The organism is Nocardioides conyzicola (assembly GCF_039543825.1).
GTDB lineage: Bacteria > Actinomycetota > Actinomycetes > Propionibacteriales > Nocardioidaceae > Nocardioides > Nocardioides conyzicola.
This window is the reverse complement of record NZ_BAABKM010000002.1, coordinates 890,650-912,649: the sequence shown is the minus strand read 5'-3', so window position 1 is coordinate 912,649 and position 22,000 is coordinate 890,650. Positions and strand designations below refer to the sequence as shown.

Sequence of the window (22,000 nt, the reverse complement as noted above, 5' to 3'; positions counted from 1 at the left end):
CTCTTGACTCAACAAATGAGCCGACGCTTCTACATGGACGATCCGTCGACCCTCTTGGATGTTGACGGAACATTCGGACTGCGGCGGAGCGAAGGTCCGACGCCGGCACGGCCCCTGCCCCCAAGCCGGTCGCTCGTCAGTGGACGGCGGCGGGCCCGGTTTTGTGCGGTTGGTTGCTCAGCCCGATTCCTCAGAACGAACGACCGTACTTAGCAACGCTTCCCGATACTCATCCGGAGACAGCGGATCTGGGTTGGAGTGCGACCCGTCTCCGTCATGAGAGCGGGCGGAGCGCCCTGCGTCCTGCGTCAAAGCCGGCAGCCAGTCGTCGGCGAGCGTGACCGCGAGCTCAGCGAGGAGCCGGCGAGCGTCTGCGATGCAGACCTTCGGGTCGGGCTCGATATCGGAGAGGACGTAGACGGCACGCAAGCCAGCCTCTCTCCACTCGGACTCGGAAAGAAGATTCCGGCCCGCCACAGCGACCACCGGGACACCGTGCGATGACGCCAGACGGGCAACGCCGATCGGTCCCTTGCCTCGCAGGCTCTGCTGGTCCAAGGAACCTTCCCCGACGACGACAAGGTCAGCTCTGGCCGCTACCTCGTTCAGGCCGGTCAGCTCACTCAGGATCTCGACCCCCGACACAATCCGAGCACCAGCAAGCGAAACAAGTCCGAACGCGAAACCACCAGCTGCTCCGACGCCTGGACTATCGCGAAGATCCGCCCCGGTGGCTTTCGCGACCGCGTCCGCCCACCACGCCAAGCGCAGCTCAAGCTGCGCGACGCACGCGTCGTCAGCGCCCTTCTGCGGCGCGTAGACATGGGCCGCACCATGGGGGCCCACGAGCGGGTTGTCGACATCGCAGGCGACAATCAGGTCGACGTCGGCCAGTCGCGGGTCCAGCCCGTTTCGCTGAGTGTCGGCCCGGTGTGCGGGCTGTCCCAGTGCATGCACGTCAACACCGAGTGCCTCCACTGCCCCCATTCCTCCATCGGTGGTTGCACTTCCGCCAGCACCGATGATGATCCGTGCTGCGCCACGGTCAAGAGCCGCGGAGATCAGCTCGCCAGCTCCGTATGTAGTGGCGTCCCAGGCCGTGTCGCTGTTCGGGCCGCTAGGCAACAGCCCCAGACCGGCCGCAGATGCCATTTCGAGAACAGCCACGCGGTCCTTCAGCGCGAAGATCGCCTCCACCGCAGCGCCGAGCGGCCCGGTGACCGGCACGGAGATCGGCTCGAAGCCGGCAGACAGCGCGAGTTCGACAGATCCCTCACCTCCGTCTGCGATGGGATGCCGGGTGACTTCGATGCTTGGAGCGAGGTGTTGCAACACGGTGGATATCGTGTCGGCGACCTCGGATGCGCGAAGTGAGCCCTTGAACTTGTCGGGCGCGAGGACCACTCGAAACGTGGCGGTCATGATTCGACAGCATCCCTATACCGGGCGGCGAGGCGCAGGTAGTTCTCCGCGTTGCGTTCGATTTCGGCGCACTCCGCATCGGTCAGTGGACGCCTTGCCTTGGCCGGCACGCCTGCGATCAGCGTTCGAGGCTCGAAGGTCGAGCCTTCAAGCACGACAGAGCCCGCGGCCACGAGGCACTGTTCGCCGATCACGGCGCCGTTGAGAACAACCGCGCGCATCCCGATGAGTGTCTTGTCGCCGATCGTGCATCCGTGAAGGACCGCCCCGTGCCCGACAGAGACTTGCTGACCAACCTTTACTGCGTAGCTCGGGTCAGCGTGGATGATGCTGCCATCCTGAACGTTGGTCCCTGACCCGATCGTGATCTCGTCGCCGTCACCGCGAAGTACTGCACCGAACCACACACTCGCCTCCGATTGGATCGTGACGGCCCCAGCGATGACTGCCGTAGGCGCAATCCACGCCGTCGTATCGGAAGTGGGGGCCGCGGGTCCAAGTTCGATTCGCATCGAGAGCCCTCAGACGATCGCCACCGGGTCGAGCATCGACCCGGTCGTTCCGTTGATCTTGAGAGGAAGGGCGATGAACAGGAACTCGTAAGTCTTGTCCCGCGCCAGCTCCTCGAGGTAGATGCCCTCGAACAGGTAGATGCCGTTCTCGATGAGAAGGAGTGTGTGCACCGGTTGCGGGTTGGCAGGGCTGCCGCGGTCTGGTGCGGGCTGTACCTCATAGGTCTCGGTGTCGCTTCCGGTAGCGACGACGCCTTGATCCAGTAGCCAGCGAGCGGCGGAGATGTCGGGGCCAGCCGTCGTGTGGTTTGCCATCTTGGCGGCGTCGGGCCACGCACCGAGGTAGCCGGTCCGGATGAGCACGACGTCGCCGGCCTGGACTGTGACGCCTTGGTGCGCGGCGACCCGCTGGAGCTCGTCTGCATTGACCGGCTGATGCGAGTTCAGAGCGTCGACGCCGAGAAATCCGGGGACGTCGAGCAAAACGCCGCGACGGATGAAGACGGGGAGCTTGGCGCCATCACCGACCGTTGGGCCTCGGTCGCCGAGATGCTCCCGGGCATTGCCGCCGCCGTACCAGTGGTCGTCTTCGCCGATGGTCATGTGTGCCAGGGCGTCGACGTGGGCGCCGCTGTGCGCAGTGCCGCTGACGGTCTCGGCCATGTATTGCAGGTTGACCTCGTTGTGCGGTCCCCATGGTTCGATGCCGTCGCCCCGCAGACCGTTGGGGGTCCGGTACATCGACACTTGGAATGGCGGGTGCGCACCGAACAGCGGCATGCCGGTGAACCGAGGAAGGGCGAGCGAGTACACCTGGCCGCTCTGTGGCATGCGCAAGGCGTCGAGGACCTCGTGCGGACTCTGGACACCAGCAGGTCCTACTTCGCTGTAGCTTGACTGCTGGCTCTCGCTAATTGCTGACGACATCGTCTGCCCCTCTCTGGCGACTGCACTCGATTATCGATAGTACGGTGAGCGTCGTCACTTTGGGAAACGCCACAGCCTTAGTTAGGCCCGCTTGCCCACTGCGGCCATGGTGCTGGCCACAGCCATTGGCATTGAAGCGTCCCAGCGTCCATTGCACCGGCGGGCGTGGACGCGGGGACGGGCTCTGATGCTGATGTGGCTGAACTGCGGGTCAGTACGTCGGCGACGGTGTAGGTGTTTCGAGCGCAACCGTCAGGGGCGGCTCAGTCTTGCTTCGGACCTCGTCCTCGCTCACGTCGGGGGCAAGCTCAACGAGATGCAGTCCGTCAGGGTGAACGTCGATGACGGCGAGGTCTGTGATCACTCGCTGGACGACACGGCGTCCGGTGTAGGGAAGGCTGCACTCCTCGACGATCTTGAACGACCCGTCCTTAGCGACGTGCTCCATCAGCACGATGACCTTCCTCGCTCCGTGGACGAGATCCATCGCACCGCCCATCCCCTTGATCATCTTGCCGGGGATCATCCAGTTAGCGATGTCGCCTGTCTTGGAGACCTGCATCGCTCCTAGGATCGCGGCGTCGATCTTTCCGCCGCGGATCATCCCGAACGACATGGCCGAGTCAAAGAAGGACGCGCCGGGCCGCAGCGTGACCGTTTCCTTGCCGGCATTGATCAGGTCGGGGTCTTCCTCCCCCTCGAACGGGTAGGGACCGAAGCCGAGAATACCGTTCTCGGACTGCAAGACCAGCTCCACGTCCGGCGGCACGTAGTTTGGCACGAGCGTGGGGAGTCCGATGCCGAGGTTGACATACGACCCATCCGACAGTTCAGCTGCGGCTCGAGCCGCCATCTCTTCACGACTCCAACTCATCGTTGGGCCCCCTCTGCGGTCGGCATCTCGACAGGTAGCGCACCAGGCGCGTCAGTTGTGGCAGGTGCGTGAGCCAATGAAGCGCCAGGCGGCTGCTGCACTCGCGTGTCGAGAGGACTTACGGCCCGGGTTCGGCTCATGTCCGTACCGTCCTCCTTTCGATACGCTTGTCGGCTGCCTGCGCAGGCGTGAGTGCGACGACGCGCTGCACGTAGACGCCTGGGGTGTGCACCTGCATCGGGTCGATCTCGCCCGGTTCGACGAGAGTTTCCACCTCGGCGATCGTCACTCGGCCGCACATTGCGGCGAGAGGGTTGAAGTTTCGCGCCGACTCCCGGAAGACGAGATTGCCATGCCGGTCGCCCTTCCAGGCGCGGACGAGGCCAAAGTCGGCGACGATCGCCCTCTCCAGCACGAACTCCTTCGGTCCCTCCGGCGTATGGAAATACTCGGTTGGCTTGGCCGGTGAGGCGATGCGGACGCTACCGTCGACGTTGTAGAGCCAAGGGAGGCCGCCGTCGGCCACCTGCGTGCCGACTCCGGTGGCGGTGAAGAACGCCGGAATCCCGGAGCCGCCTGCTCGCATGCGCTCGGCGAGGGTTCCCTGCGGTGTTAGCTCGACCTCGAGCTCGCCGCGGAGGTATTGACGCTCGAACTCCTTGTTTTCGCCGACGTAGGAGGCCACCATTCGGCGCAAGCGCTTGGCGGAGAGGAGCCTTCCCAGGCCCCAGTCGTCGACGCCGCAGTTGTTGGACACTGCCTCCAGGCTGTGCGGCCCTGCTTGAAGGAGCGCCTCGATGAGCACGGATGGGATCCCGCACAGCCCGAAGCCGCCGACGGCCAGCGTTGCCGCGTTGGGGATGTCGGCGACGGCCTCCGCCGCCGAAGCTACTAGCTTGTCCACGCCATCCAGTGAACGGTGCGCCATCGATAATCGTCAACGGCGGCCTTTGATTCAGTGAGGATCTATTCGCAGACTGAACCGGGGCGTTGGGTAGCGTTCATACAATGAACACCCCATCGGACGTCATCGGTCGCGCTGGGGTCGTGCTTCGAGCACTTGCGCGAGCGGAGCCACAGGGTGCTACCACCTCGGACATCGCAAGGATCACCAATCTCGCGCGCCCGACCGTCCACCGGCTCCTCAGTTCCTTACATGCCGAAGGATTGGTCGACCGGGACGAAATAGGGCGTTGGCTTCTCGGTGCCGAGCTGTACTTGCTAGGAACAGCGGCAGGTGCACGCTACGACGTCACTGCGATAGCGCAGCCCTTTGTGAGGCACCTGTCGGTGGCAACCGGCGAGAGCGCGTTCTTCTCGGCGCGCCGAGGTGACGAGACGATCTGTCTGATTCGGGAGGACGGCAGCTTTCCGATTCGCTCGCATGTCCTGAGCGAAGGTACGAGGTTCCCGTTAGGGGTTGCATCAGCCGGCCTCGCGATCCTCGCGTATCTGCCTGCGACCGAAGTTGATGACTACTTGGCCCGCAACGATCTCACCAGGACCTTCGGACCACAGCACGCCGCTGAAGCCGTACGTGAGCGCCTAGCGAAGACGCGGCAAGCCGGGTACGCGGTCAACCCGGGCCTGATCGTCGAGGGAAGCTGGGGCATGGGAGCTGCGGTGTTTGGGGTGGGGGAGCGGCCCCGATGGGCCCTGAGTCTGACGGGAATCGAACAGCGCTTCGGCGACACGCGTCGGGCAGAACTCGGCAAGCTCTTGCTGAGGACGGCCCATGAACTGACCAAGTCGCTCGAGCGTCGTTGAGATTGGTCTCGTGCCCGTCGAGCCAGGACCTCGACGTTCGCGCAACGGGACCCACCGCTGCGCGTGGTCCGACCGTCGTTCTGCTGTCCACCCTCAACGACGCTTCGTGACGTCGCACGAGTTGTCGTGTTCGCCCCCCACGCCAGTCCTTGGGCCGCACTGCGCACTGGAGTCGCGGTGCCGAGGCGGCGGCAACTGTGAGAGCCGGCCGTCATTCCCAAAGTAGACACTGAAGGAGCGCTGCGAACTGCCTAAGAGGGGCCGGCGAGAGGTATCCGACCAGGCGAGTCGGCGGTTCATCGTCGCTGGATCTGGGGACGAACACGATCGCCGTCGCACAGGGGACTGTCAGTGCGCTTGACCCGTCGACGCGCTCGTGCCGCCGTCGACTGGCAGCCATGCGCCGGTGATGTAGCGCGCGTCGTCGCTGGCCAAGAACAGAACAGCAGGAGCGACGTCGATCGGCTCGCCAAGACGCCCCAGTGCGACCCGGTTCGTCGCTGCTGCGACCGCGGCCTCATCTTGACTAAACGCTTCAGTCATCTCGGTTCGGGTTGCGGCCGGTGCGACAGCGTTGAGTCGTACACCGCGCTCCCCATAGTCAAGCGCCAGTGACTGGATGAAGTTCATGACGGCGGCCTTGCTGGCGTTGTAAAGAGCCTGACCCCAGTCCCCACGGAAGCCGGAGACCGAGCCGACTGCGACAAGGTTGCCCCCCGTTCGCTCGAGCTCTGGCAAGGTGCGGCGCGCGATGTGCACGAATCCGTCGATATTGGTCGAGCGGATCGTCTCCCATTCACTGCCGCCAAGATCGACGAAGTCGCCGTGAGCGTAAGCCGCAGCGTTGCTGACAACCACATCGAGCTGACCGAACCTCTCGATGACCTTGCTGACGGCGGCGTCGACTGCAGCGCCGTCGGAAACGTCGACCTCGACGGCCAGCGTGCGGTCCGCGGGCTCCCCGGCAAGGGTTTCCAGCAGCCGTTCACGGCGGCGGCCTCCGATCGCAACGTTCGCGCCGTTGGCCAAAAACGCCTTGGCGATGGCGCGTCCTATCCCGCTGCCGCCGCCTGTGATGAAGACGGTCTTCCCAGCGAATGCGTAGGTGTTGGCTGTCATAGGGCTATCCGTTCGGGTAGGTGGTACTTATGAATTCAGGCAGCGGCGACTGGAAGCCGGACGAGATACTCGAAGGCCGCAATGGAAGCGCGGGCTCCATCGCCTGCGGCGGTGACGATCTGCTTGTAGGGGTTATCGGTGCAGTCGCCGGCGGCGAAGACGCCCGCCATGGTCGTGCGGCCATGACGATCCACGACCACTTCACCGGAGGTGTTGAGCCCGACTTCTTCAGTGAGCCATTCAGTATTGGGCAGCAACCCGATCTGGACGAACACGCCGTCGATGTCCACGATCCGCCGATCATCGACGTCCGTTGGTGTCCACGCGATGCCGGTGACCCGTTGCTCATCACCGACCACGCCCGTCACCTGTGCCGCCGTCACGATGGTGACGTTGGGTCTCGCCATGGCTGCCTCAACCAGAACTCGGTCCGCGCTCAAGCGCTCGGCGTACTCCAGCAGCGTGACGGATCGCGCGACCATCGAAAGGTCAATGGCGGCCTCCACTCCCGAGTTGCCGCCGCCGACAACGGCGACATCCTTGCCGGCGAACAACGGCCCATCGCAGTGGGGACAGTTCGAGACGCCCCTGTTGCGATACGCATCTTCGCCCGGGACGCCAAGAGTGCGCCACCGCGCACCGGTAGCGATCACGACAGTGCGCGAGGTTAGCCGCGTGCCGCCTTCGAGTAGAACGCTGATCGCGTCGACGTTGGTGTCGGTGCTGGTCGTCAAAGCCGTCACTCGGTGACCCAGGGCGACGTCAATTTCATAGCTTCGGACCTGCTCTTCAAGTTCACGGGCGAACTGTGTTCCTTCGGTGTGTCGCACCGAAGTGAAGTTTTCGATGCTCGCGGTGTCGAGAACTTGTCCCCCGAGGTGCTCTGCGACGATCGCTGTTCGGAGACCCTTCCGGGCGGCGTACACCGCGGCTGTGGCGCCGGCAGGCCCCCCGCCGACCACGAGGACGTCATAGTGGCCGCCCTCGTTGAATGCCTCCGGTACCTGGTCGGGAAAGGCCACGTCCAGGCGTCGCACAATTTCGGCGAGACCCATCCGGCCTTGAGCGAAGACTTCCCCGTTGAGATAGACGCTCGGGACGCTCAACACCCCGCGGGTTTCTACCTCTGTGGGGAAGGTGCCGCCGTCGATAGCAGTGTGCGTCACGTTGGTGTTGAGGACGGCCAGCGCGTTGAGCGCCTGAACAACCTCGGGACAGTTCTGGCAGCTCTGTGAGAAGTAGGTCTCGAAGTGCAGGGGGCCTGCTAGTCCGACCGCTGCATCGAGGAGGCTCTGCTCCCCCTTCACGGCGACGCCCCCAGCTTGGAGGACGCACAACACGAGCGAGGAGAACTCGTGACCGAGCGGGAGTCCTGCAAACTCGACCCGGGCGGGAGCGTCCGCGGCCGCCACGCTGAACGAGGGGACACGTGCTTCGTCGCGCGGATCGGATTCGCTCAGTTGGATGAGCGGGTGTGCACCGAAGTGGGCCAGCAGCTCGCGCACCTGATGGGAAGAATCGCTCTCATCGAGAACCGTGGTGATGATGACCGGTGTGACGAGGAGGTCGAGATAGCTGGTGAGCTGTGATCGCACGGAGTCGTCGAGCATCAGATCTTGCCCACGAGATCAAAGGTGGGGGCGAGGGCCGCTTCGTCGTTGTCCCACTTGGCCGGGCACACCTCGCCGGGATGGGTGGCAACGTACTGGGCTGCTTTGACCTTGCGGAGCAGCTCTGCGGCGTTGCGCCCGACACCGTCGTCGTGGACCTCGAGGACACGGATGACTCCCTCCGGATCGATGACGAAAGTACCTCGCAGGGCTTGACCGGTCTGTTCGACCAGAACGTCGAAGGCGCGTGCGAAGCGCAAGGCCGGGTCAGCCAGCATCGCAAATTGAACCTTTCCGACCGCCGAGGACGAGTCGTGCCACACCTTGTGGGCGAAGTGGCTGTCGGTCGATGCCGAGTACACCTCGACGCCCAGCTTCGCGAATTCGTCGTAGTGCTCGGCGAGATCTTCGAGCTCGGTCGGACAGACGTACGTAAAGTCGCCCGGGTAGAACATCAGCACGTTCCACCGACCGGCAAAGTCCCTCTCGTTCACCTCGATGAACTCGCCATTTCTGTAGGCGTTGAGCTGGAAGGGTGTGATGGTGGAGCCGATCTGTGGCATGTCGTGACGTCTTTCGTTTCCGTGGCCGTGTAGCCGAGCGATGTGATTTAGAACTGCGGCGAGCAGATGGAACTCTGATGTGCTGCCGGACGCGACGGTTTCGCTTGACTCCTGCGCCATCCGTAGCTCGTCGGCGAGGGGCCAGGCGAAGAAAGTTCGTCTGCGCCCGCCATCGTCGGGCTGGATGGGACGTCGCGGCGTACGTGTGCGGTGCGTGGGCAGGAGCAGTGTGATGCGCGTGAGAACGACGGCGCGTCCACCGCTGCCGGCTTGTGGCCGGCGGACCAGCTGGGCCCGATCATCGCTTCAGGCATCAACGCGTCGATCGGTAGCGCCAGGCCAGCGGTCTCCGGTGGGGTTTCCGAAAGAGTCCTTGTGGTTGCGGCCGGGCCGGACGACGCCACCCATGAGATCGCGGAGCGGCTCGACCTCGACGAAGCGCGGGGGACCTGCAAGGCCGTCATCGGCTCGCTCTCTCGTCAGGCACTCGCGTCATGTCTTGAGTTTCGTCGCAACCTGCCCCGAAGACTTGAACGATTCAAGGATGGTCTTGGACTTCGACCGGAACTGTCGGGCACGTTGGCTCTGCGCATTGGGGGACAAGGGCAGAGGTGGGCGGACAGCGCAATGGTGACGCTGCCCGGACCGGCTCAGCGAACCTCCCTGCGACCGCCGGCTGGACGACACGAACTCTTTCGAGTCCGACGGAGCTCGCAGGAGGTTCACCAGTAACGATAAATTCTGCACGAGTCATCAACGTGACTGCATAATGTCTTAGTGGACATTCGCACGGTCAAGCACTTCGTTGTCGTCGCCGAGGAACTGAGCGTGACACGTGCCGCGGAGCGTTTGAGTGCCGCGCAATCGACCGTGTCGGCCGCCCTGCGGAGTCTGGAACGCGAGCTCGGCGTGACGCTGCTCGATCGCACAACCCGACGAGTCTCCCTGACCGAAGACGGTAAGAGGGTTCTCCCCGAGGCGCGGGCGCTGGTCTCGGCGTACGAGCGAATGCACAGCTCTCCTGCAGAAGGCGCCTTGGCCGAATTGCGAAGCCGAGTCCGGGTTGGGCTTTCGGCGCCCGCGAATGTCCTTGACCTTCCGCATCTGATCCGCATCTTCAGCGAACGGCATCCTCAGGACGACCTCGTGATCATGGCTGCACGGGATGGCTTGAGTGACCCAGTCGACGATCTGCGTCAAGGCCGTGTCGACCTTGTCGTCTCGGCCTCTCCAGTCGAGTCCGGTACGGACATCGAAGTGGAGGCGATTGCTGAGTTCCCATTCGTCGCGCTGTTGCCGACTGACCACCGGCTAGGCGGACGCCGGCGACTGCGACTGAAAGATCTTGCAGGTGAACCGTGGATTGATACCGCTGCCGGTTCCAGCAACCGTGTGATCCTCGACGCCGAACTCGCCCGTCGAGGCCTCCAGCGCCACCTCGTAGCTGAGCTCCGCGACCTGGCGGCCATCTCCAGTTTCGTCGCTGCGGGAGTCGGTGTCGCGGTCATACCTGACGCTGTTTCGGCTTCTGGGTGCACGAGGGTCCCGATCGCCGACGCGCCGTATCCGTGGGCGCTATTTCTCTGCTGGCGTCGCGATGTGAGTCCCAGTGTGGCGACTCAGGAGTTTTGCGATCTGATCCGCCAAAGCGCGACCCGGAATCGGGGCAGACGTCCGCCAGTTTAGTGCTAGGAGACCTGCGCAATATAGACCTGTCAGTTCGGGCGCGCCGTACCCGGCTGCGCGAGCAGTAGACCTTCCAGCACGAATTTCAGGTTCCGGTCCGACGTAGTGCGCTTGGGGTCCGTCCCCATCCGGGTGTCGAGATCACAGTGGCGGTAGCCGCGACAGTTCGATCGCGCCCGCTCGGCGAACCCGGTGCTGGCACCCCAACCGAGCCCGGCTCCCGGCCCGCTGGTCATGTCGGGTTCGTGTTACCGGTGCTACGCAGGCGAGGTGTTTCGCGCGCCGTGCATCATCGCCTTCGACCGTTGCAGAGCTCTCAAGCCAGAAGGCGGCTACTGGTCCAACTGCGACATGGTCGCCACGCATCGATCGACCGCAACATATCGAGCCTGGGTCAGGGCTGGTCGTCAGGCATCAGTCGCGGAAGCCGTCCGGAGAGGATGAACTCGGCAAGTTGCCCGCTCACGCCCTCTAGGCGTCCGCCGGACACCAATGATCGGTAGAAGATGGCGCCGGCCCAGATGTCCATGAGCAGGTCGGGGTCTACGTCTTCCGGGAGGTCGCCTCGTTCGACTGCGCTCGCGATGAGTGCTCGACCGTTCCTTCGACGCGGCTCCAGAAAGCTATGCCGAAAGGCTTGGAGGAGTTCCGGATCCCTCTCCAGATGCGCCACCAGCGCCGGCAGGATCGACATCGCTGCGCTGGAATCGGAGTAGTTGCCGATCGTCACCTCGATGGTGCGGATCAGGTCTTCCCGCGTGCTGCCGGTCGGCGGTTCGGGACCCCGGTTGAGGCCTTGCGCAAGAGCTTCGCCGGCCAGGGCCCCCTTGGATGGCCACCATCGGTAGATCGTGCTCTTCCCCACGCCGGCCCTCTCAGCGATGGCTTCGATGGACATGTCGCCGTAGCCGACGGCAGCCAGCAGCTCGACCGTTGCCTCAATGATCGCGTCGTGGGCACGCCGGCTGCGCGGTCGCCCGCTGCTCCTCACTGCGCTCGTGTCGGACGTCGATGCCTCCATGGGCGAATCCTCTCGTTAATCGTTGAAATCCTTGACCGCCCCGTGTGACGAAGGCTACATTCGTTGCGAGATCAAAACGAAACGGATCGTTTCGAAATCGGAAACGCGCTGAAGCCAGTGGTTCCGGTCAGGAGTCAAGGAGAAGGTGTGGCGCTAGTAACAGTGGAACCGGAAGCCCGCGGGGTTACGAGGCCTTCGGCCAATGTGACCGCGGGCATGATCGCCGAGAAGGTTCTGCCGGTCGGCGTGTTCGTGCTGCTGATTATCGCGTGGGAACTCGGCGTCTGGCTGTTCTCTCCTGCGGAATACATCCTTCCGGCACCTACAGACATCTGGAGTGCCGCGGTCGAATCCCGTGATGCGATCTGGACCAATCTCCTAGTAACCACGCGAGAGCTGGTTGTCGGATTCATCCTGGCTGTGGTGGTCAGTCTCCCGCTCGCGATGATCCTGGTTGCGTCAAGGATTGTGTGGCGAGCACTGTTCCCCATCTTGGTGGTTCTTCAGACGGTGCCCAAGGTCGCCGTCGCGCCGCTGTTCGTCGTGTGGTTCGGGTTCACGACGACGCCAAAGATCCTTACGACCTTCTTGATCTGCTTCTTCCCCGTACTGCTGAACACCATCACGGGTCTTAGGTCCGCGCCTCCGGAGATGAACGAGATGCTGCGCACGATGGGGGCAGGAATGTGGTCGACGTTTAGGCGAGTCCAGTTCCCGACGGCACTCCCACACTTCTTCGCAGGCCTGAAGATCGCCGTGACGCTGGCCGTCATCGGTGCCGTGGTCGCCGAGTTTGTGGGCTCCACCGAGGGGCTGGGCTACATGCTGCTCCAGGCCAACGCCAACCTCCAGACGTCGCTTCTCTTCGCGATCATCGCCGTCCTGACCCTTCTCGGACTCGCACTGTTCTACCTAGTTGAGATCATCGAAAGGGTGACAATTCCATGGCATTCCACACGTCGCGACCTCTCAGCGAGAACTCTCTGATGCGGCTTCCGCGAATGAATCAGCGTCGCAGGTCCAGCCTGGGCGCACTGGTGGCCATCGCACTTGCGCTGGGCCTGGCGGCCTGCGGAGACAGCGAAGGCGACACCACGGCGGACGGAAGCAACACCGTCCCGCTGCGACTCAACTTCCCCTGGTACGCCTCGGACCACGCGTGGTTCGCGACCGGAATGGAAGAAGGCATATACGCCGACGCCGGCATCACGCTCAAGGCGGAGGAAGGAACCGGTGGCGCCACCGTCCTCAAGCTCGTAGCCAGCGGAAGCGATCCAATCGGGCTGGTGGATGCCGGTTCAGTCATCAAGGGCACGGCCGCCGGGCTGCCGGTCACGAGCGTCGGGTGTCTCAACCAGCGCAACCCCATGGCCGTCATCGTCAAGGCGGACTCCCCGGTCCAGACGATCGAGGACCTTAAGGGCAAAACCATCGCGGTAGGCCCGGGCGACGTCAACGCCGTCCTGTGGCCCGCTGTGCTCCAGACCAACGGGATGAAGCCTGACGACACCTCGTTCGTTCAGACCGCAGACGCGTCGAGCAAGACGTCGACGATGCTCAGCGGGAAGGCCGACGCCTTCCTCGGTTTCTGGACGCTTCAGCCGTTCGTGATCGAGAACGCGATGGATACCAAGGTCCGATCCCTCAAGTACTCCGACAACGGCGTCGACGCCCTCGGACTGTGCATCGTTGTCAACGACAAGTGGGCAAAGAGCAACAGCGCCGTCCTCAAGAAGTTCCTGGCCGCAACGCAGGAATCCATCGCATTCGCAGTCAAGGACCCCGAGGCCGCAGCCGCCGACTACGTGAAGGTGGTAGACACCGGCGACAAGACGATCGCACTCGGACAGATCCAGGCGTCTACTGATCTTCTGCACTCCGCAGCGACCGAGGGCCAGCCATACCTCGTGCAGGACGCCGCCGACTGGGAGGCGACCTCGAAGCTGATGACCGAGTACGGCGACGTCGAGGCGCCTGACGATGCGCCCGAAGCCTACTTCTCCAACGACTACCTCGAGACGGCAAAATGAGCAGTGCCGCCACCCTGTCTGCTGGGAAGACCGATGAGCGAGGTGTCGCCATCCAGATGGATGCGGTCACCATTCGGTACAACACGAGAACCGGACCGGTTCACGCGCTTGGCCCGATCGATCTCGACATCGCCGCCGGGGAGTTCGTCTCGATCATCGGCCCCAGCGGGTGCGGAAAGTCGACGACAAGCAAGGTGGTCTCTGGTCTCCTCAAACCGTCGGCGGGTGAGGCCCGCGTCGGCGGTGAGCGGATCACCAAGCCACCGCAGTCGATGGGCATCGTGTTCCAAGACTCCTTGCTGATGGATTGGCGGACCGTTCTCCAGAACGTCCTGCTCCCGGCGGACATGCGAAAGCGGCCGAAGAAGGAGTCGGTGGCGACGGCGATGGAACTGCTGGCCAGCGCAGGACTAGCCGGATTCGAGGAGAAGCGTCCGTACGAGCTGTCAGGTGGCATGCGGCAACGCGTCGCAATCTGCCGTGCGCTTCTCCTTGAACCCGAGCTACTGGTGATGGACGAACCGTTCGGCGCTCTAGATGCCCTGACTCGGGACCGGATGGGCCTCGAGCTTCAACGGATCTGGATGGAGCGTCGACCCACCGTGCTGCTGATCACGCACTCAATCTCCGAGGCTGTGCTGCTGAGCGACCGGATCATCGTCATGAGTGGCCGTCCGGGGACCATCATCGCCGACTACCAGGTCGAAACCCCTCGACCCCGGGAGTTCGCCGATCCGGAGCACGCGACGTACCGCGCCGACCTCATCTCCAAGATCCGGCGTCTCCTCGAACCAGGTGCCGCCGCGGAGCCCGCACGCGGGTAGTGCGAGGCCTGAGCTGTCCCGTCCTTCTTCGACCGGCCCTGGCCGGCAGAGCGATTCTGGAGCGACACGATGTCTCACCCGAATGTCGGAGCTGCAGTGCTGGCCGGCCCGGCCATCGGAGCCTCTGACTTCACCTACCACCGAGCTCGAACGGTTGACGAGGTCGACGACCTCGTGGCTCGGTACGGCGGGGAGGTGCGAGTGATTGCCGGGGGCACGGACCTCCTGGTCCAGATACGCGCGGGACTCCGCGCGCCGGCTCACGTCGTCGACATAGCAGACCTTGGCGAGCTGGCGGGCATCGACCTTGTCGACGGTCGGCTGGTCGTCGGCGCGTCAGCGTCGCTGTGGCGCCTCAGTCAGGATCCGGTGGTCGCTGCACGATTCCGAGCCCTGCGAGAGGCGGCGCTGTGCGTCGGATCCCTGCAGATCCAGAGCCGCGCCACCCTCGTCGGGAACGCCTGCAACGCCTCGCCTGCGGCGGACACCTCGCCGACCCTGCTGGTGTACGACGCGGTCGTGGGTGTCCGGTCGCCCGGCGGCCGTCGTGAGGTACCGATGGAGCAGTTTTGGACGGGGCCGCGAACGACTGCGTTGGGCGTGGGTGAGTGGGTGGAGTACATCGCACTGGTCGACCCGGGCAAGCACGGCTCGACGTACGAGAAGCTCGGCCGGACCCGCGGCGTGGACCTGGCGCTCGTCGGCATCGCATGCGTCGTCAGGGACGGTGACGTCCGCGTCGCGTGCGCTTCGCTGGGACCGACGGCACAACGTCTCGGCACCGTCTCAGAAGTCCTGACCACGGACGGGTCCCCGGCGAACGATGTCCTGGACGAGGCGCTCGCCGCTGACGTCACCCCCATCAGCGACATCCGTGCGAGTGCGCGCTACCGGCTCGCAATGGCGCGGGTGTGCGTTCGCCGCGCATATCAGCGCGCCGCAGCCCGCAACCAGGAGGACCCCCGTGACTGAAGTCGCCGCTGGACCCGTCGAGTCCGCATTCGAGGTGAATGGCCGAAAGACCACGGTATCCGCACCTGCGTCGGCGACGTTGCTAAGCGTCCTGCGAGATCGGGTCGGGCTCACTGGCACCAAATTCAACTGCGAGCAGGGTGAGTGCGGTGCGTGCACCGTCCTCCTAGACGACCGGCCGGTCAACGCGTGCCTGGTGCTGGCCGCATCGGCTCACGGGCACCAGGTCACCACCGTGGAGGGTCTGGCCGACGAGGGCGAGCCGAGTCGGATGCAGGACGCATTCATGCGGTGCGACGCAGCCCAGTGCGGATACTGCACGCCCGGAATGGTCGTCTCGGCGACAGCGCTTCTGTGCCGGACCGCCCATCCGTCGCGTGCCGACATCGAGCAGGCGCTGTCCGGGAACTACTGCCGATGCACCGGCTACGAATCCATCGTCACCGCGGTCGAGGCCGCGGCCGAGGAGCGGGGGCGATTGCAGTGACCGGTCATCCCTCGGCGAAGATCGAGCGCTTGACCGGATCCATCAAGTTCGCCGACGACCTCACGCCGGCCGGGACCCTTCACGGCGCGCTGGTGCGCCTGCCGGTCGCGCGCGCGCGGCTCATCAGCACCGACGCGACAGAGGCTCTGTCCACCGCTGGCGTCGTCCGGGTGTTCACGGCGTCCGACTTCGGCGACGCGGGGCCGCCGCGCTTCGGCCCGGTGGTGCGGGACCAGCCGGTCCTCGCCTTCCGCGAGACCCGCTACTACGGCGAGCCGGTAGCGCTGGTGGTCGCGGAGACCCGCGACGCGGCCGTCGCCGGCGCCGCACGCTTCCGGGTCGACTTCGAGTCCCTGCCGGGTTGGCACACGGTGGAAGGTGCCGCCGCAGCAGATCCGCTGCACACGGACGACTACCCGCACCTCGCGCACGATGACGGACCCAACGTCATGGGGCGGTGGGACTTCGGCTGGGGCGACCTGGCCGAGGCGGAGGCAACATCCGCGCTCGTCCTGGACAACCGGTACGAGGCACCCTTCGCGCACCACTTCGCCATCGAGACCTACAGCGCGGTCGCGATCCCCGAGGCCCACGGCGTCACCGTCAGGGACACCGTCCAGCACCCCTTCCAGCTGCGTCGAGTCATCGCCGACATGCTGGAGCTGCCAGCCAGTAGCGTGCGCGTCCGGGCAACACCGATGGGCGGGAGCTTCGGAGGGAAGGGATACGCCAAGCTAGGCCCGGTCGTCGCTGTCTTCAGCCGCCTGCTTGGCCGACCGCTCAAGATAACTCTGTCAGGAGAAGAGAGCTTCCTCACCGGCCAGCGCGAGGCGTGCGAAGTTCGGATCCGCACGGGCTTCGACGCGAACGGGCGACTGACCTTCCAGGAGCTGCATGCCGACTTCCTGGTCGGCGCCTACGCCGACATCTCCACCCGGGTAGTGTCCAAGTCCGGCCTGCACGCCTGCGGGCCTTACCGGACGCCGGCAGCGAAGGTCGTGGCCCGAGGCCTGTACACGACGACACCGCCGACAACAGCGTTTCGTGGGTTCGGCGCCGGCCACCTCGTGTTCGCTGTCGAGGGGCAGATGGACGAGGCCGCCAGCAGGCTTGGGATCGACCCGGTGGAACTGCGGCTACGCAACATGAAGGAGCGCGGCGAACCGACTGTCGCCGGCGAGACGCCGGTCGACGGTGACTGGCCGGAACTGGTCCGGATGGCGGCCACAGCGATGGACTGGCACGTACCCGTGGCGCCGGGACGCGGCCGAGGTCTCGCCTTCGGGATGAAGAGCTGCGTGCCGGCGACGACCTCGCAGGCGACGGTGCGAATGGCCGCCGACGGAAGTGTCTGTGCCCTCGTCGGGACCTCCGAGATGGGCCAGGGTGCAGTCATGACGTACGCCGCACTCGTCGCCGACTGGCTCGGCCTCGCGCGGGACCAGGTCATCGTCCAGATGGCCGACACAGCCGTCGTGCCGTTCGATGCCTTGACGGCTTCCAGTCGGTCACTTGTGCACATGGGACGGGCTCTGCAGGACGCCGTCGGAAACCTCAGCGACGCCGTCCGTGAACATGCCGCCGACCTCGGAGGGGTCGCGGCGACGGACGTGTCCATCGTCGACGGCGTGGTGAAGGCCGGGGAGTGGCGCGGCACCTACCAGGACGTCATGTCAGCGACTTTCGGTCCTGGCTCGGGTGAGCTCCAGGGCCGAGGCCAGTTCCGGATGTTGCCCGACGCCAACCACGTGCTCGGCGGGCCGACGCCCTTCTTCGAGGCCGTCGTGACCGCCGTGGAACTGTCGATCGATGCCGAGACGGGTCTGCTCGACGTCCACCGCGTCGTCCACGTCACCGACGCCGGACGCATCATCAACCGAACCCGAGCGATCGGACTCGATGAAGGCGGCGTCGTCATGGGAATGGGCCTGGCCCTGTCGGAACAGCTCGTCTACCGAGAGGGTGCGTTGCTCAACGGAAGCTCGCTCGACTATCGGATCCCCTCGATCGTCGACATTCCGCGCGAGTCGGTGAGCTTGTTCCAAGAGAACGGCGACGGTCCCGGACCACAAGGGAGCAAGGGGCTCGCCGAGGGCGGCATCCTGGCCGTCGCGCCGGCGCTCGCTGCTGCGGTGCAGCATGCCACGGGTGCTCGCATCCGGGAGCTGCCCATCACCGCCGAGCGGATCTGGGCAGAGATGCAGGACATCGCCGCGGCCGAGCGAAGCGAGGCTGTGCAGTGACGACACACCCGTGCATCGCTGCGATCGACGTTCACGTTCACGCGGTCCCGCCAGCCTTGCTGGAGCGTGTGGGGCGTGGTGAGTTTCCGGGGATCGAGCTGTCCTCTAACGGCACCTCCTCGATGTTGACCTTCGTCGACATGGCGTCCTCACCCCCGGTCCCTCTGTCGATGACGAGTGCCGCCGCACTTGCCGCGTCGTCTGCCGCTCAGCACGTAGCCCTTCAATTGCTAGGCCCCTGGACCGACTTCTTCGGCTATACGCTGCCTGAGACCGTCGCGGTCGATTGGTGCCGCGCGTACAACATCGAGCTGGTCGAGATGTGCGCGGGCAACCCGCACCAGCTCCCCATGGCGACGATCCCGCTCATCTTTCCGTCCCGAGCGGTCGCGGAGCTGCACGCAGCTCGCGCCTTGGGCTGTCACGGCGTCATGATCGGTACGGACCTTCCCGGCGGCCTTCACCTCGGATCTGCTGAGCTGGATCCCGTGTGGGAGGCAGCCGCCGCGTTGGACATGCCCGTTCTGCTGCATCCCACGCGCCTCGACGTGCCGGGAGAGCTGAACGTCGCCGGTCTCAAGAACGCTGTCGGGAGGGCGGAGCCGACGGCGATCGCGCTGACCCGGCTTCTCTACGCCGGCGTGCTGAATCGGCACCCCGAGCTGTCATTCATCGCCTGCCACGGTGGCGGAGGTTTCGCCGCGGTGGCGCCGAGGGTGCTTCGGAACCACGAGATCGGGTGGTCCGAGACCGACGTCGACGTCCAGGAGGGCGTCAGCCGCCTGTACTTTGACAGCGTCGTGCTCGACCCGCGTCTCTTGGGGTTCCTGGTCGAGGTCTACGGCGCGGACCGGTTCGTCCTTGGTTCCGACCTGCCGTTTCCATGGGAGCCGCACCCGGTCGCAACTCTGATCGCATCCGACCTCGGTGCGGATGCCACCGCCAGCATTGCTCACAAGAACGCTCGCCAGCTGTACCGTTTGCCTTCTGTCCCGCGGTGCCCCGCCTGCTCGGCGTGACGGCGGATGCTTCGTCGTTCGCTCGGCAGGACCGTGAGCGGCGGTCTAATGAGTCGGTCGTGCCCGCCATCGTTCGGTACTGGTGACGGTTCGGCAGGCACGAGGCGCCCGTCCCGGTCGACCGGGACGGACGCCTCGCTCGCTGCGGTGTGATCGCTACGGATCAGTTCACTCGCGCCGTACCGCGAAGCGCGGTATCGGCCACCGAAGAACCAACGAAGACGCGAACGGAACCTGCCGGAGTGACCCAGCCTTCGTCCTCTTCGCTCCAGTACGACAACTGACGACGGTCGATCGTCACTGTGACCCGCCGAGTTTGGCCTGGGCGGAGTTGGACCCGAGCCCAGCCGGCGAGCGAGCGAGCCGGTGTGGGTACCGAGGTCGGCAAGGAACCGAGATACACCTGGGGAACTTCGACGCCCGCTCTGCTGCCGACATTTCGGACGGTGAAGCTCACTCGGATCCGCGCCTTGTTGTCCGAGTTGAGGCGTAGCCCGCCATATCGGAACCGGGTGTAGGTCAGACCATGGCCGAACGCGAACAATGGCTTAGTTCCAGTAGTTGCGTAGCTGCGATAGCCCACGAAGACACCGTCGTCATAAGACACATCGGGGTCCGCAATGCCGTCTAAGGGGCTGGGCACCGGCACGTCGTCTTCGGATGCGGGGTACGTAAGAGGCAGCCTTCCCTGGGGTGCAACCCGGCCGAACAGTACGTTCGCCAATGCCGACCCGACTTCCTGACCGCCGAAGTAGGTCTGAACGACTGCAGGGGCGTCCGGCAGCCAAGGCATCTCGACGGGACCACCGGTCTGCAACACCACGATTGTGTTCGGATTTGCCGCCAGCACCTCGCTGATCAGCTGGTTCTGATTATTGGGCAAGACAAGGTCGTCGCGGTCTCGCTGCTCGCTCTCGTAGTTCGTGACGACCACGATGGCTGCATCGCTGTTGTGTGCCATCTTGGCAGCGGCTGCGATGTCCGGAGAGACGGTTCCCGACGGTGTCTCCCACCCGAGCTTGAGTGCACCCTGGTCGATTGCTGCAAGCGGATGATCTGCGACGTAGTCGACGCGGATGTCATATGGCCTTCCGGCCTGCAAGTCAATCGACTGCGACTCCAGGGTGCGGTATCCGTTCTCGCCGCTCATGTCGATGAGTTCCTTGCCGCCGATCTCGAGACGTGCCGTCCCCCAGCCACTCAGGCTGAAGCGGTACTCCCCGGAAGTTGGCGGCGTAATGGTGCCGCGGTATACGGCGGCACCGGCGGTCTGCCCATTGGCTGCCGGGGGCGGCAGCACCTGGGATGAGCGCAACCCGTCCGAGGCACTCAGTAGGGCGACGTCATAGTTGACTTGCCGCTCTACGCGCACCACGTCGGGGGCAGGAGCACGATCGGTTGTTTTCCAGAAGTACGCCGTCAGGCCGGCCTCGTTGCCTTCCTGCGGGCGAAGTACCGCCGATGGGACCGCCTGGAATCCGCCCAACATGGACGCGCCGTTTACCGGGTCCGTGCCGGGGGCGTAGTCCACCGAGATTCCTCGCTGCTCGGCGAGGTTGCGAATGCCGTCGAGCGGAGAGACGGAGTAGGTGGGCTTGACGTATGGCGCGCCGCTCTGCGCCATGGCGATATTTGCGTCACCTCCAATGACGGCGATGGAGTCGAGGTCGTTTGCCCTCAGCGGGAGAGCAGCGTTGGCTCCCGACCCGTTCTTTAGCAGCGTGATCGCTCTTTCCTCGACTTGTCTGGCCACGGCACCGTGGGCGCGAACCGGCAGTGGACTCACGGTGTAGTTCGTGTCGAACAGTCCGATCCGAAACATGGTGCGCAGGATGCGCAGCACGGAAGCGTCGAGGTCAGCCTCGCTGAGTTCCCCGTTGGCGACTGCCTGGACGAGTCGAGGGCCGTAGAACGCTTGCGTTCCCGCCTCGACGTCGGTTCCCGCGAGTACCGATGGAACGGTGCTGTGCACGGCTCCAAAGTCACTGATCACGAACCCGTCGAAGTTCAACTCGTCGCGTAGCCAGTCGCCCAGGGCGTGGTCGTTCTCGCACGCGTAGGTGCCACCAATCTTGTTGAACGAGCACATGACGCTGCCCAGGCGTGCGTCCCTGATGGCTGCTTCGTAGGGTGGCAGGTACGTCTCGTGTATCGCACGCTCAGAGACGATGGTGTTCTGCCCGTTGGCACGGTTGGTCTCTTGGTTGTAGGCGATGTAGTGCTTCATGTCGGCGATGACGTTCTGAGATTGAACCTCTCGCACGTACGGGGTGGTGATCGCGCTCGTGAGCAGGGGGTCTTCGCTCATCGTCTCCGACTCACGACCCCACCAGGGCTGTCGAATGATGTCGGCGTTGGGCCCAAGGAGAATGTTGTGCCCGGTGCGGCGCGCCTCATCGGTCACCACGCTCGCGTAGCGCTTGGCAAGTTCGGGATCGAAGCTTGCAGCCAGCGCCAGGCCCGCAGGCATCGCTGTGGCGCGATCTCCTGTCCCCGGCACTGTCCAGCCACGGGGACCAATCCCCGCAGTTGCATCCGCCATTTTCATCGCAGGAATCCCAAGGCGGGGGATCGGTGCGTTGTAGTAGGCGTGAGGACCGATGTCGCTGGTCATCAAGTCAGCCTTCTCTTCGATGGTCATCTGTTCGAGAAGGAGGCGTGCTCGTTCGCGCGGCGTGAGAGAGGCTCGGAGCCACGTGCGGTCCTTGCGCGGTACCTCCTCGACTGACCGGGGTGGGCGTGCGCGCCGTTGGTTGTCGATGCCGTCGGGTAGCACTAGGTCGCTACGACGTTCGTTGTTTCTCTGGACGCGGTCGCCTGGGTCGGCGAGGGCCGGAACGGTGAGGCAGACGCTGATTGCGCCTACCAGGAGGATTGATCCGCGTCTGAGCGCGCGAGATCGGTGTGAGGTTGGCATGTTTGCT

At 64.8% G+C, this 22,000-nt stretch carries 19 protein-coding genes; 9 read left to right on the top strand and 10 right to left on the bottom strand.

Features of this window, described 5'->3' with window-relative positions; translation table 11 throughout:
- Window positions 1-177: 177 nt before the first annotated feature.
- The 5 genes from ABEA34_RS07500 to ABEA34_RS07480 form a co-directional block, all read right to left on the bottom strand.
- The gene (locus tag ABEA34_RS07500; RefSeq protein ID WP_345520619.1) at window positions 178-1,422 is read right to left on the bottom strand and encodes a glycerate kinase; all 1,245 of its coding nucleotides are present in this window, start codon (window positions 1,420-1,422) and stop codon (window positions 178-180) included.
- Window positions 1,419-1,934: a gamma carbonic anhydrase family protein gene (locus ABEA34_RS07495; protein WP_345520618.1), complete on the bottom strand. Its 516-nt coding sequence runs from the start codon at window positions 1,932-1,934 to the stop codon at window positions 1,419-1,421. Before ABEA34_RS07495 ends, ABEA34_RS07500 begins: the two co-directional genes overlap by 4 nt.
- Before the next feature lie 9 nt (window positions 1,935-1,943).
- Window positions 1,944-2,747: a cyclase family protein gene (locus ABEA34_RS07490; RefSeq protein ID WP_345520617.1), complete on the bottom strand. Its 804-nt coding sequence runs from the start codon at window positions 2,745-2,747 to the stop codon at window positions 1,944-1,946.
- Between the two features lie 325 nt (window positions 2,748-3,072).
- Window positions 3,073-3,735, bottom strand: a complete 663-nt coding sequence (locus ABEA34_RS07485; RefSeq protein ID WP_345520616.1) for a 3-oxoacid CoA-transferase subunit B — start codon at window positions 3,733-3,735, stop codon at window positions 3,073-3,075.
- Between the two features lie 136 nt (window positions 3,736-3,871).
- The gene (locus ABEA34_RS07480) at window positions 3,872-4,639 is read right to left on the bottom strand and encodes a CoA transferase subunit A (protein WP_425576862.1); all 768 of its coding nucleotides are present in this window, start codon (window positions 4,637-4,639) and stop codon (window positions 3,872-3,874) included.
- Between the two features lie 104 nt (window positions 4,640-4,743).
- Here ABEA34_RS07480 and ABEA34_RS07475 point away from each other — a divergent pair, with 104 nt between their 5' ends.
- Window positions 4,744-5,502 (top strand): IclR family transcriptional regulator, encoded by a 759-nt coding sequence (locus ABEA34_RS07475; RefSeq protein WP_345520614.1) that lies wholly within the window; start codon window positions 4,744-4,746, stop codon window positions 5,500-5,502.
- A 348-nt stretch (window positions 5,503-5,850) separates the two neighbouring features.
- Here the strand turns inward: ABEA34_RS07475 and budC are convergent, their stop codons facing one another.
- From budC to ahpC, 3 genes are read right to left on the bottom strand one after another with little or no spacing between them, the layout of a single operon-like run.
- Complete coding sequence (gene budC, locus ABEA34_RS07470; protein ID WP_345520613.1) at window positions 5,851-6,621, bottom strand: meso-2,3-butanediol dehydrogenase; 771 nt, start codon at window positions 6,619-6,621, stop codon at window positions 5,851-5,853.
- A gap of 35 nt (window positions 6,622-6,656) precedes the next feature.
- Window positions 6,657-8,231: an alkyl hydroperoxide reductase subunit F gene (gene ahpF, locus ABEA34_RS07465; RefSeq protein WP_345520612.1), complete on the bottom strand. Its 1,575-nt coding sequence runs from the start codon at window positions 8,229-8,231 to the stop codon at window positions 6,657-6,659.
- Window positions 8,231-8,794: an alkyl hydroperoxide reductase subunit C gene (gene ahpC, locus ABEA34_RS07460; protein WP_345522768.1), complete on the bottom strand. Its 564-nt coding sequence runs from the start codon at window positions 8,792-8,794 to the stop codon at window positions 8,231-8,233. Before ahpC ends, ahpF begins: the two co-directional genes overlap by 1 nt.
- Before the next feature lie 777 nt (window positions 8,795-9,571).
- On the opposite strand from ahpC, the gene ABEA34_RS07455 reads away from it, so the two are divergent.
- Entirely contained in the window at window positions 9,572-10,480 is a 909-nt protein-coding gene (locus ABEA34_RS07455; protein ID WP_345520611.1) for a LysR family transcriptional regulator, read from the top strand.
- Between the two features lie 394 nt (window positions 10,481-10,874).
- Here the strand turns inward: ABEA34_RS07455 and ABEA34_RS07450 are convergent, their stop codons facing one another.
- Window positions 10,875-11,501: a TetR/AcrR family transcriptional regulator gene (locus tag ABEA34_RS07450; RefSeq protein ID WP_345520610.1), complete on the bottom strand. Its 627-nt coding sequence runs from the start codon at window positions 11,499-11,501 to the stop codon at window positions 10,875-10,877.
- A 216-nt stretch (window positions 11,502-11,717) separates the two neighbouring features.
- Between ABEA34_RS07450 and ABEA34_RS07445 the strand changes: the two genes are divergently transcribed.
- The 7 genes from ABEA34_RS07445 (at window position 11,718) to ABEA34_RS07415 (ending at window position 19,076) form a co-directional block, all read left to right on the top strand.
- Window positions 11,718-12,488, top strand: coding sequence for an ABC transporter permease (locus ABEA34_RS07445; RefSeq protein WP_345520609.1), 771 nt, complete (start codon window positions 11,718-11,720; stop codon window positions 12,486-12,488).
- A gap of 50 nt (window positions 12,489-12,538) precedes the next feature.
- Window positions 12,539-13,531, top strand: coding sequence for an ABC transporter substrate-binding protein (locus ABEA34_RS07440; RefSeq protein ID WP_345520608.1), 993 nt, complete (start codon window positions 12,539-12,541; stop codon window positions 13,529-13,531).
- Window positions 13,528-14,355, top strand: coding sequence for an ABC transporter ATP-binding protein (locus ABEA34_RS07435; RefSeq protein WP_345520607.1), 828 nt, complete (start codon window positions 13,528-13,530; stop codon window positions 14,353-14,355). Before ABEA34_RS07440 ends, ABEA34_RS07435 begins: the two co-directional genes overlap by 4 nt.
- Window positions 14,356-14,451: 96 nt before the next feature.
- Window positions 14,452-15,327 carry an FAD binding domain-containing protein gene (locus ABEA34_RS07430; protein ID WP_345520606.1) on the top strand — a complete coding sequence of 292 codons (876 nt, stop codon included), beginning with the start codon at window positions 14,452-14,454 and terminating at the stop codon, window positions 15,325-15,327.
- Complete coding sequence (locus ABEA34_RS07425; protein WP_345520605.1) at window positions 15,320-15,814, top strand: (2Fe-2S)-binding protein; 495 nt, start codon at window positions 15,320-15,322, stop codon at window positions 15,812-15,814. Before ABEA34_RS07430 ends, ABEA34_RS07425 begins: the two co-directional genes overlap by 8 nt.
- A 29-nt stretch (window positions 15,815-15,843) precedes the next feature.
- Window positions 15,844-18,057: a xanthine dehydrogenase family protein molybdopterin-binding subunit gene (locus tag ABEA34_RS07420; RefSeq protein ID WP_345520604.1), complete on the top strand. Its 2,214-nt coding sequence runs from the start codon at window positions 15,844-15,846 to the stop codon at window positions 18,055-18,057.
- Window positions 18,054-19,076, top strand: a complete 1,023-nt coding sequence (locus ABEA34_RS07415; protein ID WP_345520603.1) for an amidohydrolase family protein — start codon at window positions 18,054-18,056, stop codon at window positions 19,074-19,076. Before ABEA34_RS07420 ends, ABEA34_RS07415 begins: the two co-directional genes overlap by 4 nt.
- A 163-nt stretch (window positions 19,077-19,239) precedes the next feature.
- Here ABEA34_RS07415 and ABEA34_RS07410 read toward each other — a convergent pair whose 3' ends face one another.
- Entirely contained in the window at window positions 19,240-21,690 is a 2,451-nt protein-coding gene (locus ABEA34_RS07410; RefSeq protein ID WP_345520602.1) for a glycoside hydrolase family 3 C-terminal domain-containing protein, read from the bottom strand.
- Window positions 21,691-22,000 lie beyond the last annotated feature (310 nt).

Excerpts from the sequence above, each read along its gene's own strand:
- ABEA34_RS07495 (WP_345520618.1), bottom strand. The coding sequence starts at position 1,934 with ATGCGAATCGAACTTGGACCCGCGGCCCCCACTTCCGATACGACGGCG.
- budC (WP_345520613.1), bottom strand. The coding sequence starts at position 6,621 with ATGACAGCCAACACCTACGCATTCGCTGGGAAGACCGTCTTCATCACA.
- ABEA34_RS07485 (WP_345520616.1), bottom strand. The coding sequence starts at position 3,735 with ATGAGTTGGAGTCGTGAAGAGATGGCGGCTCGAGCCGCAGCTGAACTG.
- ABEA34_RS07445 (WP_345520609.1), top strand. The coding sequence starts at position 11,718 with ATGATCGCCGAGAAGGTTCTGCCGGTCGGCGTGTTCGTGCTGCTGATT.
- ahpF (WP_345520612.1), bottom strand. The coding sequence starts at position 8,231 with ATGCTCGACGACTCCGTGCGATCACAGCTCACCAGCTATCTCGACCTC.
- ABEA34_RS07450 (WP_345520610.1), bottom strand. The coding sequence starts at position 11,501 with ATGGAGGCATCGACGTCCGACACGAGCGCAGTGAGGAGCAGCGGGCGA.
- ahpC (WP_345522768.1), bottom strand. The coding sequence starts at position 8,794 with ATGCCACAGATCGGCTCCACCATCACACCCTTCCAGCTCAACGCCTAC.
- ABEA34_RS07475 (WP_345520614.1), top strand. The coding sequence starts at position 4,744 with ATGAACACCCCATCGGACGTCATCGGTCGCGCTGGGGTCGTGCTTCGA.
- ABEA34_RS07500 (WP_345520619.1), bottom strand. The coding sequence starts at position 1,422 with ATGACCGCCACGTTTCGAGTGGTCCTCGCGCCCGACAAGTTCAAGGGC.
- ABEA34_RS07435 (WP_345520607.1), top strand. The coding sequence starts at position 13,528 with ATGAGCAGTGCCGCCACCCTGTCTGCTGGGAAGACCGATGAGCGAGGT.
- ABEA34_RS07410 (WP_345520602.1), bottom strand. The coding sequence starts at position 21,690 with ATGACCAGCGACATCGGTCCTCACGCCTACTACAACGCACCGATCCCC.